This is a genomic window from Nocardia sp. NPDC056064, assembly GCF_042266925.1.
GTDB lineage: Bacteria > Actinomycetota > Actinomycetes > Mycobacteriales > Mycobacteriaceae > Nocardia.
The window spans coordinates 215,785-230,237 of sequence record NZ_JBHJWO010000003.1 but is presented as its reverse complement, the minus strand read 5'-3'; the positions used below and the strand labels follow the sequence as shown (position 1 = coordinate 230,237).

Here is a 14,453-nt window from a genome sequence, read left to right as displayed (position 1 = left end):
CTCGAGGCTAGACCGATGTGGGCGAGGCGGCCATCACCACCGGTCCCAGCGAGCCGGAATCGGGTCTGTGCTCGGTGACATCGGGCGGGCGGAGCACCGGCGTGGCGTGGATGTCCGTGGCGAGACGCATAACGCTGACGTGGCGTGAGCGTGCGCGGCGGGGCGGCGGGGCGGCGGGGCGGCGGGGCGGCGGGGCGGCGGGGCGGCGGGGCGGCGGACGCAGCGTCGCCCGGCGGGACTCACGGCGTCGGCGGGACGTGCTGCCGGTTAACGGGGTGCGGCGTGTAGATCGGCGTGGGCGCCGACGGTGGCGTCGAGGGCCGCCAGGCACAGGGTGAGGTTGTCGGCGGGAGTGATGGTCTGGTCCACCAGGCCGGCCAAGGTCGTCTCGCGGACGAAGGCCACCCAGCCGGCGAAAGCGGCTTCGGCCAGTTTCCGGCTGTGCCCGGTGGTGCCGGTGGCGTCGAGGATGGTCGCGCACAGGGTGCGGAAGGTGGCGTCGATCGGCGCGCGCACGACGGGTGATCCCGCGATCGAGCTGCGATTGGCGATCAGGACCAGCGGCAGGTTGCGGGCGTAGAAGTCGAGGTAGGCGGTCAGGGTGGCGACCACGCCTTCGCGCACGGTCGCGGCGGTGCGCAGCGGGGCCGCAGCGCGCAGGGTGTCGTGGGCGCGCTGCCACAGGGCGGCGAAGAAGTCGGCCTTGGTCGGGAAGTAGTGGTACAGCAGGGCCCTGGTCACCTGGGCGCGCGCGGCGATCTGCTCCATCGACACCTCGTCGAACGGCTGCTCACCGAACAGCTGCGCGCCGACGTCGAGCAGCTGCGCGCGGCGCGCGTCCGGGGTCATACGGCGGGGCGGCATCGAGCCCAGTGTAGGTCTTGTGCCCGCCGCCGCCGGGCGGCTACCGTGGACTTTATTCAACAGGTGTCAAACAAGGGGGTGCGAATGCGCGTCTTCCAGCTCTGGCTCCGGGTGTTCGGCGTCGTCGTGATCGGCATAGCGCTGGCCCACCTGCTCTTCGGCCAGCCCACCTACTTCGGTGGCGGCGAGGTCAACGCCACCATGGAATCCGACCTGCGCTTCTACAACATCCTCTTCGCCGCCTACGGCGCGGCCTCCCTCTGGGCCGCGAACGACATCATCGCCCGCGCCAGAGCGATCGACCTCCTCAGCGCCCTGTTCTTCCTCGGCGGCCTCGCCCGCCTCCTCGCCTGGGCGGTCACCGGCCCACCCCACTGGTTCTACATCCTGATGATCCCCGTAGAACTCCTCATCCCCATCGCCCACACCCTCCTCATCCGCCACTTCGAACGCACCACCACCCTCGCCCTGGCGTAACCGCCTACCGGAGAAACCCGGCCACCACCCGGAGCCAGAGGCGAGGCTGATCGATGTGAGCCATGTGCGCCGCGCCCTCGAGAATCAGCGCGCGGGCGTCCGGTATGCGTGCGGCCGCGTCGAGAGCGAGCGTGGCGGGGAATGTGAGGTCGTGGCGGCCGTGCAGGAGCAGGACCGGGCATCCGGTCGCGGACAGTTGCTCGATCGGGCGCGGGAGTCTCGGCGAGCGCAGAGCGCCCGCGTCACGCGCGTTCGCCCAGTCCGCGGAGAAGCGGATGCGGGAGAGGCGACGGTGGTAGCCCCGCATCGCGGACGGACGGACGAGATTCGCGCGGGCGCCTGCCCGCGCGGCGGCCTCGGTTCGGGCGGGGCCGGTACGTGAAAGGTCGGACCACACAGCGTTTTCCGCCGCCCGCAGCACCCGACGAAGCGGTGTGTCCGTATAGACGTCCGGCGGCACCGGAGGCACGCTGCTCGAGGCGATGATCAGCCTGCCGATCCGCTCCGGTGCCGTGACGGCCAGGCGCTGAGCCAGCAGTCCGCCGAAGGAGAAGCCGAGTACGTCCGCGCGTTCGGTTTCGAAGGCGTCGAGGACGGCGATCAGGTCGGCGACGACGGTGTCGGGATCGAAGGCTGTCGGAGGTAGGCCGCGGGCCGAGCGGCCGCATCCCCGCAAGTCCGGGAGGAGCAGACGGTGGTGCCCCGCCAGGCGGCCGAGGGGGTGTCGTAGGTAGGTGTGGTCCCAGTCGGGGCCGCCGTGGATCACCAGCAGGGTGCGGTCGGTGGGGCCCGGGGTCCAGGCGGCGAACAGCTCGACCGCACCGGGGAGGGTGCGGTCGAGCCAGGGGGTCAGCCGAGGCAGCCGGGGCCCAGGAGGGCTTTGAGGTCGCCCATGAGGGCGGAGGACGGGGAGACTCGCCAGGCGTCGTCCAACTTCAGGAGGGTGGTTTTCTCGCGGGCGCCTACGTGGCGGACGTGGACATCCGAGGTGCCGGGGTGGCGGGACAGGACCTTTTTGAGTTCGCCGATCTTGTCGGGGGTGCACATGCGGGTGGTCATGACGACCGCGACCGGTTTGGCGACGCCGATCGCTGACAGATCGGGCACGACCAGGTCGTTGGCGATCAGGGAGATGCGGTCGTCGCGGACCGAGACGCGGGCCTTGACCAGCACCACGGCGTCCTCGACGACATCCATGCCGTAGACCGAGTACGACTGCGGGAAGAACAGCACCTCCACCCCACCGGTGAGGTCCTCGAGCTGCGCCGAGGCCCAGGCCAGGCCGTTCTTGTTGATCCTGCGGTTCACCGAGGCCAGGATGCCGCCGATGGTGACCTGCGCGCCGTCCTTGACATCGCCTTCCAGAATCGCCGGGATCGGCGTGTCCACCTGCGCGGCCAGCACGTGCTCCACACCGTTGAGCGGATGCCCGGAGACGTAGAGGCCCAGCATCTCCCGTTCGAGGGCGAGCTTGTGCTTGGTCTCCCATTCCTCGTCAGGGACCCGCACATTGAAGACCGAGGCCACCGAGTCGTCGCCGTCGTCCAGGCCACCGAACAGGTCGAACTGGCCGATCGCCTCGGCCTTCTTGGTCGACATCACCGCGTCGATCGCATCGGAGTGGATCAGCAGCAGGCCCTTGCGCGGGTGCCCGAGGGAGTCGAAACCGCCTGCCTTGATGAGCGATTCGGTGACCTTCTTGGAGCAGGCGATCGCGTCGATCTTGTTCAGGTAGTCGGAGAAATCGGTGAACTTCGACTTCTCCTTGCGCGCGGCGATGATCGAGGACACCACGTTCGCGCCGACATTGCGCACCGCGCCCAGACCGAAGCGGATGTCGGTGCCGACCGAGGCGAAGTTCTGCTCGGACTCGTTGACATCCGGCGGCAGCACCGTGATGCCCATCTTGCGGCAGTCCGACAGGTAGATGGCGGCCTTGTCCTTGTCGTCACCGACGGAGGTGAGCAGACCGGCCATGTACTCGGCGGGATAGTTGGCCTTGAGATAGGCGGTCCAGAAGGAGACGAGGCCGTAGCCGGCGGCGTGCGATTTGTTGAACGCGTAGCCGGCGAACGGGAGGATCGTGTCCCACAGCGCCTTGATGGCGGGCTCGGAGAAATCGTTCTTCAGCATGCCTTCGCGGAAGCCCGCGTAGGCCTCCTCCAGCACCGAGAGCTTCTTCTTACCCATGGCGCGGCGCAGGATGTCGGCCTGGCCGAGGGAGTACCCGGCGACCTTCTGCGCGATCTGCATGATCTGTTCCTGATAGACGATCAGGCCGAAGGTGTCGGCGAGGATCTCTTTCAGTGGCTCTTCGAGTTCGGGGTGGATCGGTTTGACTTCTTGGCGCCCGTTCTTGCGGTCGGCGTAGTCGTTGTGGGCGTTCATGCCCATCGGGCCGGGCCGATACAGCGCGAGCACGGCGACGATGTCCTCGAAGCCGGTGGGCTGCATGCGCCGCAGCAGGTCGCGCATGGCGCTGCCGTCGAGCTGGAACACGCCCAGGGTGTCGCCGCGGGCGAGCAGTTCGTAGGTGGCCGGATCGTTGAGCGGCAGATGATCCATGTCCAGATCGATGCCGCGGTTGGCCTTGATGTTCTCCAGCGCGTCACCGATGACGGTGAGGTTGCGCAGACCCAGGAAGTCCATCTTCAGCAGGCCGATGGCCTCGCACGACGGGTAGTCCCAGCCGGTGATGATCGCGCCGTCCTGCGCGCGCTTCCACACCGGGATCGCGTCGGTGAGCGGCTCCGAGGACATGATGACCGCGCAGGCGTGCACGCCCGCGTTGCGGATCAGCCCTTCCAGGCCCTTGGCCGTCTCGTAGATCTTGGCGATGTCGGGATTGGAGCCGATCAGCTCACGGACCTCGGCGGCTTCCTTGTACCGCTCGTGCTCGGGATCGGTGATGCCCGAGACCGAGATGTCCTTGGCCATGATCGGCGGCGGCAGCGCCTTGGAGATCTGGTCGGCGATGGCGAAACCGGGCTGGCCGAACAGCACTCGCGCGGAGTCCTTGATCGCGGCCTTGGTCTTGATGGTGCCGAAGGTGATCACCTGCGCGACCCGGTCGCTGCCCCACTTGTCGGTGGCGTAGCGGACCATCTCACCGCGGCGGCGATCGTCGAAGTCGATATCGATATCGGGCATCGACACGCGCTCGGGGTTGAGGAACCGCTCGAAGAGCAGACCGTGCGGGATCGGGTCGATATTGGTGATACCCATGGCGTAGGCGACCAGCGAACCGGCGGCCGAACCACGGCCGGGACCCACCCGGATGCCGACGTCGAGGGCATGGCGGATCAGGTCACCGACGACGAGGAAGTAGGCGGGGAAACCCATCTCGCAGATGACGCCGAGTTCGTAGTCGGCGCGGGCGAGGTACTCCTGGGGCGGGCCGTCGGGGAAACGGCGGTCCAGACCGTCGAGGACTTCCTTGCGCAGCCAGGTGGCCTGGGTGTGGCCCTCGGGCACGGGGAAGACCGGCATCCGGTCGCGGTGGGCCCACACGTCGTCGTAGGACTGCACGCGCTCGCCGATGCGCTCGGTGTTGTCGCACGCGCCGGGGACCTCGGCGTCCCAGATGGCGCGCATCTCCGCGGCGGACTTGAGGTAGTAGCCGTCACCGTCGAACTTGAAACGGGTGGGGTCCGAGAGCGTCTTGCCGGTCTGGATGCACAGCAGCGCTTCGTGATTGGTCGACTGGTCCTTGGTGACGTAATGGCAGTCGTTGGTGGCGATCGGCGGGATGTCGAGCTGGTTGCTGATCGAGATCAGGCCCTCGCGGACCCGGCGCTCGATGGACAGACCGTGGTCCATCACCTCGAGGAAGAAGTTCTCCTTGCCGAAGATCTCCTGCCACTTCGCGGCGGCCTCGAGGGCTTCGCGTTCGTGGCCCAGGCGCAGCCGCGTCTGCACCTCGCCTGAAGGGCAGCCGGTGGTGGCGATGATGCCCTCGGCGTGCTGGGCGATGATCTCCTCGTCCATGCGTGCCCACTTGCCCAGCTGACCCTCGATGGAGGCCAGGCTCGACAGCTTGAACAGGTTGCGCAGACCGGTCGCGTTCTCGGCGACCATGGTCATGTGGGTGTAGGCACCCGAACCCGACACGTCGTCGCTCTTCTGACCGGGATCGCCCCACTGCACGCGCTTGGTGTTGAACCGCGACTCGGGCGCGATGTAGGCCTCGATCCCGATGATCGGCTTGATCCCGGCCTTCTTCGCCGAGTTGTAGAACTCGCTGGCGCCGTACATGTTGCCGTGGTCGGTCATGCCGACGGCGGTCATCCCCAACCGCTCCGCCTCCGCGAACAACGGCGTGATCTTCGCCGCCCCATCGAGCATGGAGTACTCGGTGTGGTTGTGCAGGTGAACGAACGATCCGGACGGAGCCAAGACGGTCCTTCCTCCCAGGGTGTCGACGGGGGTTGGCCTTGGCATTCTAGGCATGGGGGTCCGACAGGTTCCGCCAGCCACGCGTCGGCCTCGACTGCCGCCTCGGCGTGGTCCGGCGTGTCGTGGTGAACATCACCGGCGAGTCCTCGGCGTCGTCTGATTTCCGCTATCGGTCGGGCGTCCACCCACGAGTGGCGAGCGGCGATAATCGGCGGATGTCCGCGCAGCACGAACGGGTTCGCCCCGCAGGGTCTACGACGGGCGTGCGCTGTCACGCGACGACGGCCACCGGGAACGCGCGATGACGACGACGCTGGTGGTGCTGGTGTGCGTGGCGCTCGTGGCCGGCGCGGCGTGGACGCTCTGGCGGCGCACGCAGCGGGTGGTGACCACGCCCGCGCAGCGGGCGGTGCATCAGGCGTTGCATACCGCGTCGCTGGCGGCGGTGCCGTTGCGGCGGGGGTTGACCGGGGAGGCGGCGGAGGCGGCGGCGCCGCATCTGCGGGTGCTGGCGGGGGCCGAGGCGCTGGGGGTGGCCGATGCGGAGGGTGCATTGCTGGCGTGGGACGGGCCAGGCACGGCGATGGCGGCCGCGTTCGGGGAGGCGGCCCGGCGGGCGATGGCGGAGCAGCGGGCGGTGCTGATCACCGGTGACGAACACTGCCTGATCGCGCAACCGCTGCTGATCGACGCGGGCGCGGCGGTGGGGGCGCTGGGGATGGTGACCGCCGGAAAGCCGGGGCCGGGGATGCTGGGGGCGGCGGGCGAGGTGGCGCGCTACGCGTGTGGGCAGTTGGAGCTGGCGGAGCTGGACGCCTCGCGCGCCCGGGTGGACCGGGCCGAGCTGCGGGCGTTGCGGGCGCAGATCAGTCCGCATTTCATCTACAACGCGCTCAACACGATCGCCTCGTTCGTGCGGACCGATCCCGACCGGGCCAGGGAGCTGATTCTCGAATTCGCCGACTTCACCCGCTATTCCTTCCGCGCGACGGGCGAATTCACGGTGCTCGCCGACGAACTGCGCAATATCGAGCGATACCTCGCGCTCGAACAGGCCCGTTTCGGTGACGCGCTGGACGTGCGCCTGCGCATCGCCCCGGAAGTGCTCGGTGTCGTCCTGCCGTTCCTGGCGCTGCAACCGCTGGTCGAGAACGCGGTGCGGCACGGTCTGGCCGGTGGCGGCCGGGGCGGGCAGCTCAGCATCGTGGCGAGCGACGCGGGCACCGACTGCCTGATCAGCGTCGAGGACGACGGCATCGGCATGGACCCCGATCTGCTGCGCTCGGGCGCCCTGGACGCCGTCGACACCGGCACCGGACCCGCCCGCACCGGCGAGGCGGCCCACGTCGGCCTGGCCAATGTCGACGACCGCCTGCGCGCGGCGTTCGGCAACGACTACGGCCTGGTCGTGGAGACCGCCCCCGGAGCGGGCACGAAGGTCAGCATGCGGGTTCCCAAGTTCCGTCCGGGCATCCGCGCCTGAGCCGCCCGCGGATCGCCTCGACCACGGACCCACCGGTTACCATGGACAGGCTGTGACCTGGAACACCACTGAACCCCCGACCGCACTGCGGGTGCTCGCTGTCGACGACGAGAAGCCTGCGCTCGACGAGCTGGTGTATCTGCTGAGTACCCAGGCCGGGGTCGGGGAGATCCATCGGGCGGGTGAGGCGACGGGGGCGTTGCGGTTGTTGCGAGCGCACCCGATCGACGCGGTGTTCCTCGACATCGATATGCCGGGGCTGACCGGGATGGAGCTGGCGGGAATCCTGTCGGAGTTCGCCGAGCCGCCCGCGGTGGTGTTCGTGACCGCCCACGACGATCATGCGGTGGCGGCGTTCGATCTGGGGGCGGTGGACTATCTGCTCAAGCCGCTGCGGGAGGCGCGACTGGGTGCGGCGGTGCGCCGGATTCTGGCCGCTCGGGTCGCCCCGCCCGCCGCCGCGCCACCGCCCGCGGCCCACCCGAGCGAGGTCATCCCGGTGGAGCTCGGCGGGGTGACCACGCTGGTCCACCGGGCCGATGTCGCGTGGGTGGAGGCCGACGGCGACTACGCGCGGTTGCACACCGGAACGGGCTCGCATCTGGTGCGGATTCCGCTCTCGGCGCTCGAATCACGTTGGGAGGACGCCGGATTCCTGCGCGTGCACCGGTCCTATCTGGTGGCGTTGCGCCTGGTCACCGGGTTGCGCAGCGCGGGGACCGGCACCGTGGTGTGCCTGCGCGCCGAGGGCACGGCCGGTGCGGTGGAGTTGCCGGTGAGCCGACGGCAGGTGCGCGAACTCAAGCAGCGGCTGGTGCACGGTCCACGGCAGAACTGGACGCAACGGTGACGGGCCCGGCACGCCGGGGCACGGCTGGTGCGCGAGCCCGCGTCCGATCGGCAGCGACGGCAGCGCCCGCGACGGGCCGGCAGCGGGCACGACGGTGACCGGCCCGCAACGGCCACCGCGCGAACGGGTGGTGCTGGCCCAGCGGCGGGGCGCGCGGCAGGTCAGGACCCGGACCGAAGTGGTGGAGCAGACCGATCTCGGCGCGGCGCTGATCGGCGGGCTGATCCGGGCGCAACTGGGATTGGCGCTGCGCCTGAGCCTGGTGGTGGTCGCGGTGTTCGGATCGCTGCCGCTGCTGTTCGGGATCGACGCGATCGCCGCGGCGACCGTCGTCGGTATCCGGCTGCCCTGGATCGTGCTCGGCGCGCTCGCGTTCCCCGCGCTGTACGCGGTGGGCCGCCTGTATGTGCGCCTGGCGCAGCGCAATGAAGACGACTTCCTCGAACTGGCCGGAGACTGACGCGTGGACGCGCTCACCCTTGCGGCCCTGCTGCTGGCCGCGGTCGCCACCGTCGCGATCGGGGTGTACGGAGTTCGCCTGTCGCGCACCACCTCCGATTTCCTGGTCGCGTCCCGCACGGTCGGGTCGCGGTGGAATGCCGCGGCGATCTCCGGTGAATACCTGTCCGCCGCGTCGTTTCTCGGCGTCGCCGGGCTGATCGCCAAATACGGTGCCGACGCGCTGTGGTACCCGGTGGGGTTCACCGCCGGATACCTCGGCCTGCTGATGTTCGTCGCCGCTCCCCTGCGTCGCTCCGGCGCCTACACCGTGCCCGATTTCGCGGAGTTCCGGCTGGGCTCGATCCGGTTGCGGCGCATGGCCGCCGGGCTCGTCGTCGTGGTCTGCGCGGTGTATCTCATCCCGCAGTTCCAGGGCGCGGGGCTCACCCTGCACATCCTGCTCGGGGTGCCCGCCTGGGTCGGGGCGGTGGCGGTCGGGGCGATCGTGCTGGTGAATGTGATCGGCGGCGGGATGCGCTCGGTGACGCTGGTGCAGGCGTTCCAGTACTGGCTGAAACTGACCGCGGTGGCGGTGCCCGCGCTGGTGCTCGGTCTGCATTTCCTCGCCGACGAACGACCGGTCGGCACCCCGGCCCCGCCGACGGTGGACACGCGCACCACCGTCGACATCTCCACCGATGTCGTGGTGCATCTGGATATCGCGCAGCAGGTCACCGTCACCGGCACGGTGGACGGCCGCACCGCCGACGGGCCCGTCGTGCTCACTCCCGGCGACCACACCCTCGCCGCGGGCACCGAACTGATCCTGGACGCGGGCGCGGCGGTGCCGGTGGTCGCCGGCGCGCCCGCCGACGGGGCGAGCTGGGTGGCGCCGGGCGGCGGTTTCGGCGGTGAACATCCGCGGTACCAGGTGTTCTCGCTGATCGTGGCGACCTTCCTCGGCACCATGGGCCTGCCGCACGTGCTGGTGCGCTTCTACACCAATCGGGACGGGCCCTCGGCGCGGCGGACGGCGCTGGCGGTGATCGGGCTGGTCGGCGTGTTCTATCTGTTCCCGGTGCTGCTGGGCGTTTTCGCGCGGCTGTATGTGCCGCAACTGCTGATCACCGGCGCCTCCGATGCCGCGGTGGTGCTGCTGCCGGGCGCGGTGCTCGGCGGACTCGGCGGGCAGTTGGTGGCCGCGCTGGCCGCCGCCGGGGCGATCGCGGCCTTCCTGTCGACCTCGTCGGGGCTGCTGGTGAGCCTGGCCGGGGTGCTCAGCACCGATGTGCTGCGCGGGCGGATCCGTGATTTCCGCGCGGCCGCGCTGGTCGCCGGATTGGTACCGCTGACACTGGCGCTCACCGTCGCCTCCCTCGACCTGTCCCGCACGGTCGCGCTGGCCTTCTCGGTGGCCGCCTCCACGCTGTGTCCGCTGCTGGTGCTCGGCATCTGGTGGCGTGGGCTGACCGCGGCCGGCGCGGCGTGCGGGATGCTCGCCGGTGGCGTCACGGCGGGCGGGGCGACCGTGCTCGCGGTGCTGGGCGGGGTCTCCCCCACGCTGGCCGACGGCTGGGCGGCCGCGATCGTCGACTACCCGGGGGCGGTGAGCGTACCGTTGGCGTTCGCGGTGACCGTGCTGGTGAGCCTGGCGACCAGGCGGCAGGACCCGCGCACCGTCGCCGGCGTCTTCGTCCGCATGCACGCCCCGGAACGGCTCGGCGTGAGCGCCGACCGGGAGCCGCGCACCGGCCCGCGCCGCTGACCGTTCGTCGCGCCGCGACGACCGTTCACCGCACCGGCACCCACCTTCACCGAGTGACCCACGCCACATCGAGACGCGGTCACACCCGTCGTCCTACCGTCGTGACACGCACGACCCCCCTCACGCTAGGACCCCGGCATGACCGACACCGACACCGAAGAAGCGCCCGACCGGCGCACGCCGAGTGCCGACGAATGGCTCGAAGTCCAGGCCAGCCCCCAGTTCCAGGATCTGCGGAACCGGCTGCGCCGCTTCGTCTTCCCGATGACCGCCCTGTTCCTGCTGTGGTACCTGAGCTATGTGCTGCTCGGTGCCTACGCGCACGACTTCATGGCCACCGAGGTCTTCGGCAACATCAATGTGGGACTGCTGCTCGGCCTCGGGCAGTTCGTCTCCACCTTCCTGATCACCGGGCTCTACGTCCGTTTCGCCAATCGTGAGCTGGATCCGCGCGCCGCGGCCATCCGCGAGTACCTCGAGGAGGGCCGCGCGTGAACATCCTCGCCGCGGAGACGACGGTGGGCAGCCCCGTCGCCAATATCGCCATTTTCGGGCTGTTCGTCGCGATCACCATGGTCGTGGTGATCCGGGCCAGCCGCAACAACGCCAGTGCCGCCGACTATTTCACCGGTGGACGCGGCTTCTCCGGCCCACAGAACGGCATCGCCATCGCCGGTGACTACCTGTCGGCGGCCAGCTTCCTCGGTATCGCGGGCGCCATCGCCGTCTACGGCTACGACGGGTTCCTGTACTCGATCGGGTTCCTGGTGGCCTGGCTGGTGGCGCTGCTGCTGGTGGCCGAGATGCTGCGCAACACCGGCAAATTCACCATGGCCGACGTGCTCAGCTTCCGGCTGAAGGAAGGCCCGGTGCGCACCGCGGCCGCGCTGACCACGCTCACCGTGTCGCTGTTCTATCTGCTGGCGCAGATGGCGGGCGCGGGTGGCCTGGTGGCGCTGCTGCTCGATGTGTCCTCGCGGGCGGGGCAGTCGGTGGTGATCGCGATCGTCGGTGTGCTGATGATCGTCTATGTGCTCGTCGGCGGGATGAAGGGCACCACCTGGGTGCAGATCATCAAGGCGGTGCTGCTCATCGCGGGCGCCGCGCTGATGACGGTGCTGGTGCTGGCGAAGTTCGGCTTCAACTTCTCCGACATCCTCGGCGCCGCCCAGGAGTCGGTGAGCGAGTCGGCCACCAAGGCCGTCGCCGCGCGCGATGTGCTCGCGCCCGGCGCGCAGTACGGCGGCAGCGACACCTCCAAGCTGAACTTCCTGTCGCTGGGCCTGGCGCTGGTGCTGGGTACGGCGGGTCTGCCGCATGTGCTGATGCGCTTCTACACCGTCCCGACGGCGAAGGAGGCGCGGCGCTCGGTGGTGTGGGCGATCAGCCTGATCGGCGCGTTCTACCTGTTCACCCTGGTGCTCGGGTACGGCGCGGCGGCCATCGTCGGCCCGGACAAGATCCTCGCCGCGGCGGGCGGGCAGAACTCGGCGGCGCCGCTGCTGGCCTTCGAGCTCGGCGGGGTGATCCTGCTGGGCGTGATCTCCGCGGTCGCCTTCGCCACGATCCTCGCGGTGGTGGCGGGCCTGACCATCACCGCCTCGGCGTCCTTCGCCCACGACATCTACGCCAGTGTCATCAAGAAGGGCGAGGTCGACGAGCGCAAGCAGGTGCGGGTCTCGCGGATCACCGCCGTGGTGATCGGAGTGCTCGCGATCGGGCTGGGCATCCTGGCCAACGGCCAGAACATCGCGTTCCTGGTGGCGCTGGCGTTCGCGGTGGCGGCCGCGGCGAACCTGCCGACCATCCTGTACTCGCTGTTCTGGAAGCGGTTCAACACCACCGGCGCGCTGTGGTCGATGTACGGCGGCCTGATCTCGACCATCGTGCTCATCGTGTTCTCGCCCGCGGTGTCGGGCAGCAAGACCGCGATGATCTCCGGGGCCGATTTCGACTGGTTCCCGCTGTCGAACCCGGGCATCGTGTCCATTCCGCTGGCGTTCGCGCTCGGCATCGCCGGCACCTTCGTGGGTGGTCGTGGCGCGCCGGAGGATCCGGTCAAGGCGGCGGAGATGGAGGTCCGCGCGCTCACCGGAGTCGGTGCGGAGAAGGCGATCTCGCACTAGCTCCCGCGCCCGTGCCGGTGGCGCGCCACCGGCACGGGCCCTGTTCTGTCGTTCTCTTCCCCGAAGGAGTTTCTCGTGTCCGGCGCAGTAACCGATCCGATCCGGCCCGACCACGCGACCAGCTATCCGCCCACCGCGGACTTCACCGCGCGGGCCAATGCCGATGCCGCACTGTACGAGCGGGCCGAGACCGACCGTGACGGCTTCTGGGCCGAGCAGGCAGGTCGGCTGCACTGGCACAAGCCCTTCACCCAGGTGCTCGACTGGAGCGACGCCCCCGTCGCCCGCTGGTTCGCCGACGGCGAGCTCAATGTCGCCTACAACTGCGTGGACCGCCACGTCATCGACGGGCACGGCGACCAGGTCGCCATCCACTGGGAGGGCGAACCGGGCGATTCGCGGGCGATCACCTATCGCGAGCTGCTCGACGAAGTGTGCCGCGCGGCCAACACTTTCGCGGCGCTCGGACTGGTCGCGGGTGATCGGGTCGCCATCTACATGCCGATGGTGCCCGAGGCCATCGTGTCGATGCTGGCCTGCGCACGGCTCGGGCTCACCCACTCGGTGGTGTTCGCCGGGTTCTCCCCCAGCGCGCTGCGTCAGCGGGTCGACGATGCGCAGGCGCGGCTGATCATCACCACCGACGGACAGTGGCGGCGCGGCAGGCCCGCCCCGCTCAAGGATGCCGTGGACGAAGCCCTCGGCACCGATCCGACGAGTGTCGAGCACGTGCTCGTGGTGCGCCGCACGGGTCTGGAGGTGCCGTGGACCGAGGTCCGTGACCTCTGGTGGGACGAAACCGTCTCCGTCGCTTCACCTCTCCACGAAGCACAAGCCTTCCCCGCCGAACACCCCCTGTTCATCCTCTACACCTCCGGCACCACCGGAAAACCCAAAGGCATCCTGCACACCACCGGCGGCTACCTCACCCAAACCGCCTACACCCACCACAACGTCTTCGACCACAAACCAGGCACCGACGTCTACTGGTGCACCGCCGACATCGGCTGGGTCACCGGACACAGCTACATCGTCTACGGACCACTGGCCAACCGCACCACCCAGGTCGTCTACGAAGGCACCCCCAACTCCCCCAACGAACACCGCCACTTCGAGATCATCGAAAAATACGGCGTCACCATCTACTACACAGCGCCCACGCTGATCCGCACCTTCATGAAGTGGGGGCGCGAGATCCCCGACGCCCACGACCTCACCAGCCTGCGCGTGCTCGGCTCGGTCGGCGAACCCATCAACCCAGAGGCTTGGCGCTGGTACCGCGACGTGATCGGCGCGAACGAAACCCCGATCGTGGACACCTGGTGGCAGACCGAGACCGGCGCCATCATGATCTCCCCACTACCCGGTGTCACCGCCACCAAGCCCGGCGCGGCCATGCGCCCCCTGCCCGGGATCTCGGCGAAGGTCGTCGACGACGACGGCACACCCCTGGGCAACGACGAATCCGGGCTGCTCGTGCTGACCGAACCGTGGCCGTCGATGCTGCGCGGCATCTGGAACGACAGGGACCGCTACCGCGAAACCTATTGGCAGCGCTTCGCTTCCGCGGGCTGGTACTTCGCCGGTGACGGCGCCAAACTCGACGCCGACGGTGACCTGTGGGTGCTCGGCCGGGTCGACGACGTCATGAACGTCTCCGGGCACCGCATCTCCACCGCCGAAGTCGAATCGGCGCTCGTGGGCCATCCGGCCGTGGCCGAGGCCGCGGTGGTCGGCGCCGCCGATGACACGACCGGGCAGGGCATCGTCGCCTTCGTCATCCTCACCGGAACGGGCACCCCCGGCGACGATCTGGTGGCCGAGCTCAAAGCCGCCGTCTCACTGGAGATCAGCCCGATCGCCAAGCCCCGTGAGATCCATCTCGTGCCGGAACTACCCAAGACGCGCAGCGGCAAGATCATGCGCCGCCTGCTGCGCGATGTGGCCGAGGGACGCGAACTCGGCGACACCTCGACCCTGGTCGACCCGACCGTTTTCGAGGCGATCGCCAAGGCATGACCGACCCGGCCGCCGACACCGGGCATGCTGTGA

The 14,453-nt window shown here is 69.4% G+C and carries 12 protein-coding genes; 8 read left to right on the top strand and 4 right to left on the bottom strand.

Features of this window, described 5'->3' with window-relative positions; genetic code table 11:
• Positions 1-7: 7 nt before the first annotated feature.
• Together ACFC06_RS27665 and ACFC06_RS27660 are read right to left on the bottom strand one after the other, a co-directional pair.
• Positions 8-130 carry a hypothetical protein gene (locus ACFC06_RS27665; RefSeq protein WP_375937886.1) on the bottom strand — a complete coding sequence of 41 codons (123 nt, stop codon included), beginning with the start codon at positions 128-130 and terminating at the stop codon, positions 8-10.
• A gap of 137 nt (positions 131-267) precedes the next feature.
• Entirely contained in the window at positions 268-864 is a 597-nt protein-coding gene (locus ACFC06_RS27660) for a TetR/AcrR family transcriptional regulator (RefSeq protein WP_375937883.1), read from the bottom strand.
• Positions 865-948: 84 nt separating this feature from the next.
• Between ACFC06_RS27660 and ACFC06_RS27655 the strand changes: the two genes are divergently transcribed.
• Positions 949-1,341 (top strand): DUF4345 domain-containing protein, encoded by a 393-nt coding sequence (locus tag ACFC06_RS27655; protein ID WP_375937880.1) that lies wholly within the window; start codon positions 949-951, stop codon positions 1,339-1,341.
• 4 nt (positions 1,342-1,345) lie between these two features.
• On the opposite strand, the gene ACFC06_RS27650 is transcribed toward ACFC06_RS27655, so the two are convergent.
• Complete coding sequence (locus ACFC06_RS27650; protein ID WP_375937877.1) at positions 1,346-2,107, bottom strand: alpha/beta fold hydrolase; 762 nt, start codon at positions 2,105-2,107, stop codon at positions 1,346-1,348.
• An 83-nt stretch (positions 2,108-2,190) separates the two neighbouring features.
• Entirely contained in the window at positions 2,191-5,781 is a 3,591-nt protein-coding gene (gene dnaE, locus ACFC06_RS27645) for a DNA polymerase III subunit alpha (RefSeq protein WP_375937874.1), read from the bottom strand.
• Positions 5,782-6,037: 256 nt separating this feature from the next.
• Between dnaE and ACFC06_RS27640 the strand changes: the two genes are divergently transcribed.
• The 7 genes from ACFC06_RS27640 (at position 6,038) to acs (ending at position 14,420) form a co-directional block, all read left to right on the top strand.
• Complete coding sequence (locus tag ACFC06_RS27640; protein ID WP_375937871.1) at positions 6,038-7,219, top strand: sensor histidine kinase; 1,182 nt, start codon at positions 6,038-6,040, stop codon at positions 7,217-7,219.
• A 52-nt stretch (positions 7,220-7,271) separates the two neighbouring features.
• Complete coding sequence (locus tag ACFC06_RS27635) at positions 7,272-8,069, top strand: LytR/AlgR family response regulator transcription factor (RefSeq protein WP_375937868.1); 798 nt, start codon at positions 7,272-7,274, stop codon at positions 8,067-8,069.
• Positions 8,070-8,163: 94 nt separating this feature from the next.
• The gene (locus tag ACFC06_RS27630) at positions 8,164-8,529 is read left to right on the top strand and encodes a hypothetical protein (RefSeq protein ID WP_375937865.1); all 366 of its coding nucleotides are present in this window, start codon (positions 8,164-8,166) and stop codon (positions 8,527-8,529) included.
• A gap of 3 nt (positions 8,530-8,532) precedes the next feature.
• Positions 8,533-10,275, top strand: a complete 1,743-nt coding sequence (locus ACFC06_RS27625; protein WP_375937862.1) for a cation acetate symporter — start codon at positions 8,533-8,535, stop codon at positions 10,273-10,275.
• Between the two features lie 138 nt (positions 10,276-10,413).
• Positions 10,414-10,770 carry a DUF485 domain-containing protein gene (locus ACFC06_RS27620; RefSeq protein WP_375937859.1) on the top strand — a complete coding sequence of 119 codons (357 nt, stop codon included), beginning with the start codon at positions 10,414-10,416 and terminating at the stop codon, positions 10,768-10,770.
• The gene (locus ACFC06_RS27615; protein ID WP_375937856.1) at positions 10,767-12,401 is read left to right on the top strand and encodes a cation acetate symporter; all 1,635 of its coding nucleotides are present in this window, start codon (positions 10,767-10,769) and stop codon (positions 12,399-12,401) included. The genes ACFC06_RS27620 and ACFC06_RS27615 overlap by 4 nt, the downstream gene beginning before the upstream one ends.
• Before the next feature lie 75 nt (positions 12,402-12,476).
• On the top strand, positions 12,477-14,420 hold the full coding sequence (gene acs, locus ACFC06_RS27610) for an acetate--CoA ligase (protein ID WP_375937853.1): 1,944 nt from the start codon (positions 12,477-12,479) through the stop codon (positions 14,418-14,420).
• The last annotated feature ends 33 nt before the right edge of the window (positions 14,421-14,453 follow it).

What these genes read in the sequence shown, in the direction of transcription:
- dnaE (WP_375937874.1), bottom strand. Translation starts at nt 5,781, where the DNA reads ATGCCAAGGCCAACCCCCGTCGACACCCTGGGAGGAAGGACCGTCTTG.
- ACFC06_RS27660 (WP_375937883.1), bottom strand. Translation starts at nt 864, where the DNA reads ATGCCGCCCCGCCGTATGACCCCGGACGCGCGCCGCGCGCAGCTGCTC.
- ACFC06_RS27640 (WP_375937871.1), top strand. Translation starts at nt 6,038, where the DNA reads ATGACGACGACGCTGGTGGTGCTGGTGTGCGTGGCGCTCGTGGCCGGC.
- ACFC06_RS27655 (WP_375937880.1), top strand. Translation starts at nt 949, where the DNA reads ATGCGCGTCTTCCAGCTCTGGCTCCGGGTGTTCGGCGTCGTCGTGATC.
- ACFC06_RS27620 (WP_375937859.1), top strand. Translation starts at nt 10,414, where the DNA reads ATGACCGACACCGACACCGAAGAAGCGCCCGACCGGCGCACGCCGAGT.
- ACFC06_RS27665 (WP_375937886.1), bottom strand. Translation starts at nt 130, where the DNA reads ATGCGTCTCGCCACGGACATCCACGCCACGCCGGTGCTCCGCCCGCCC.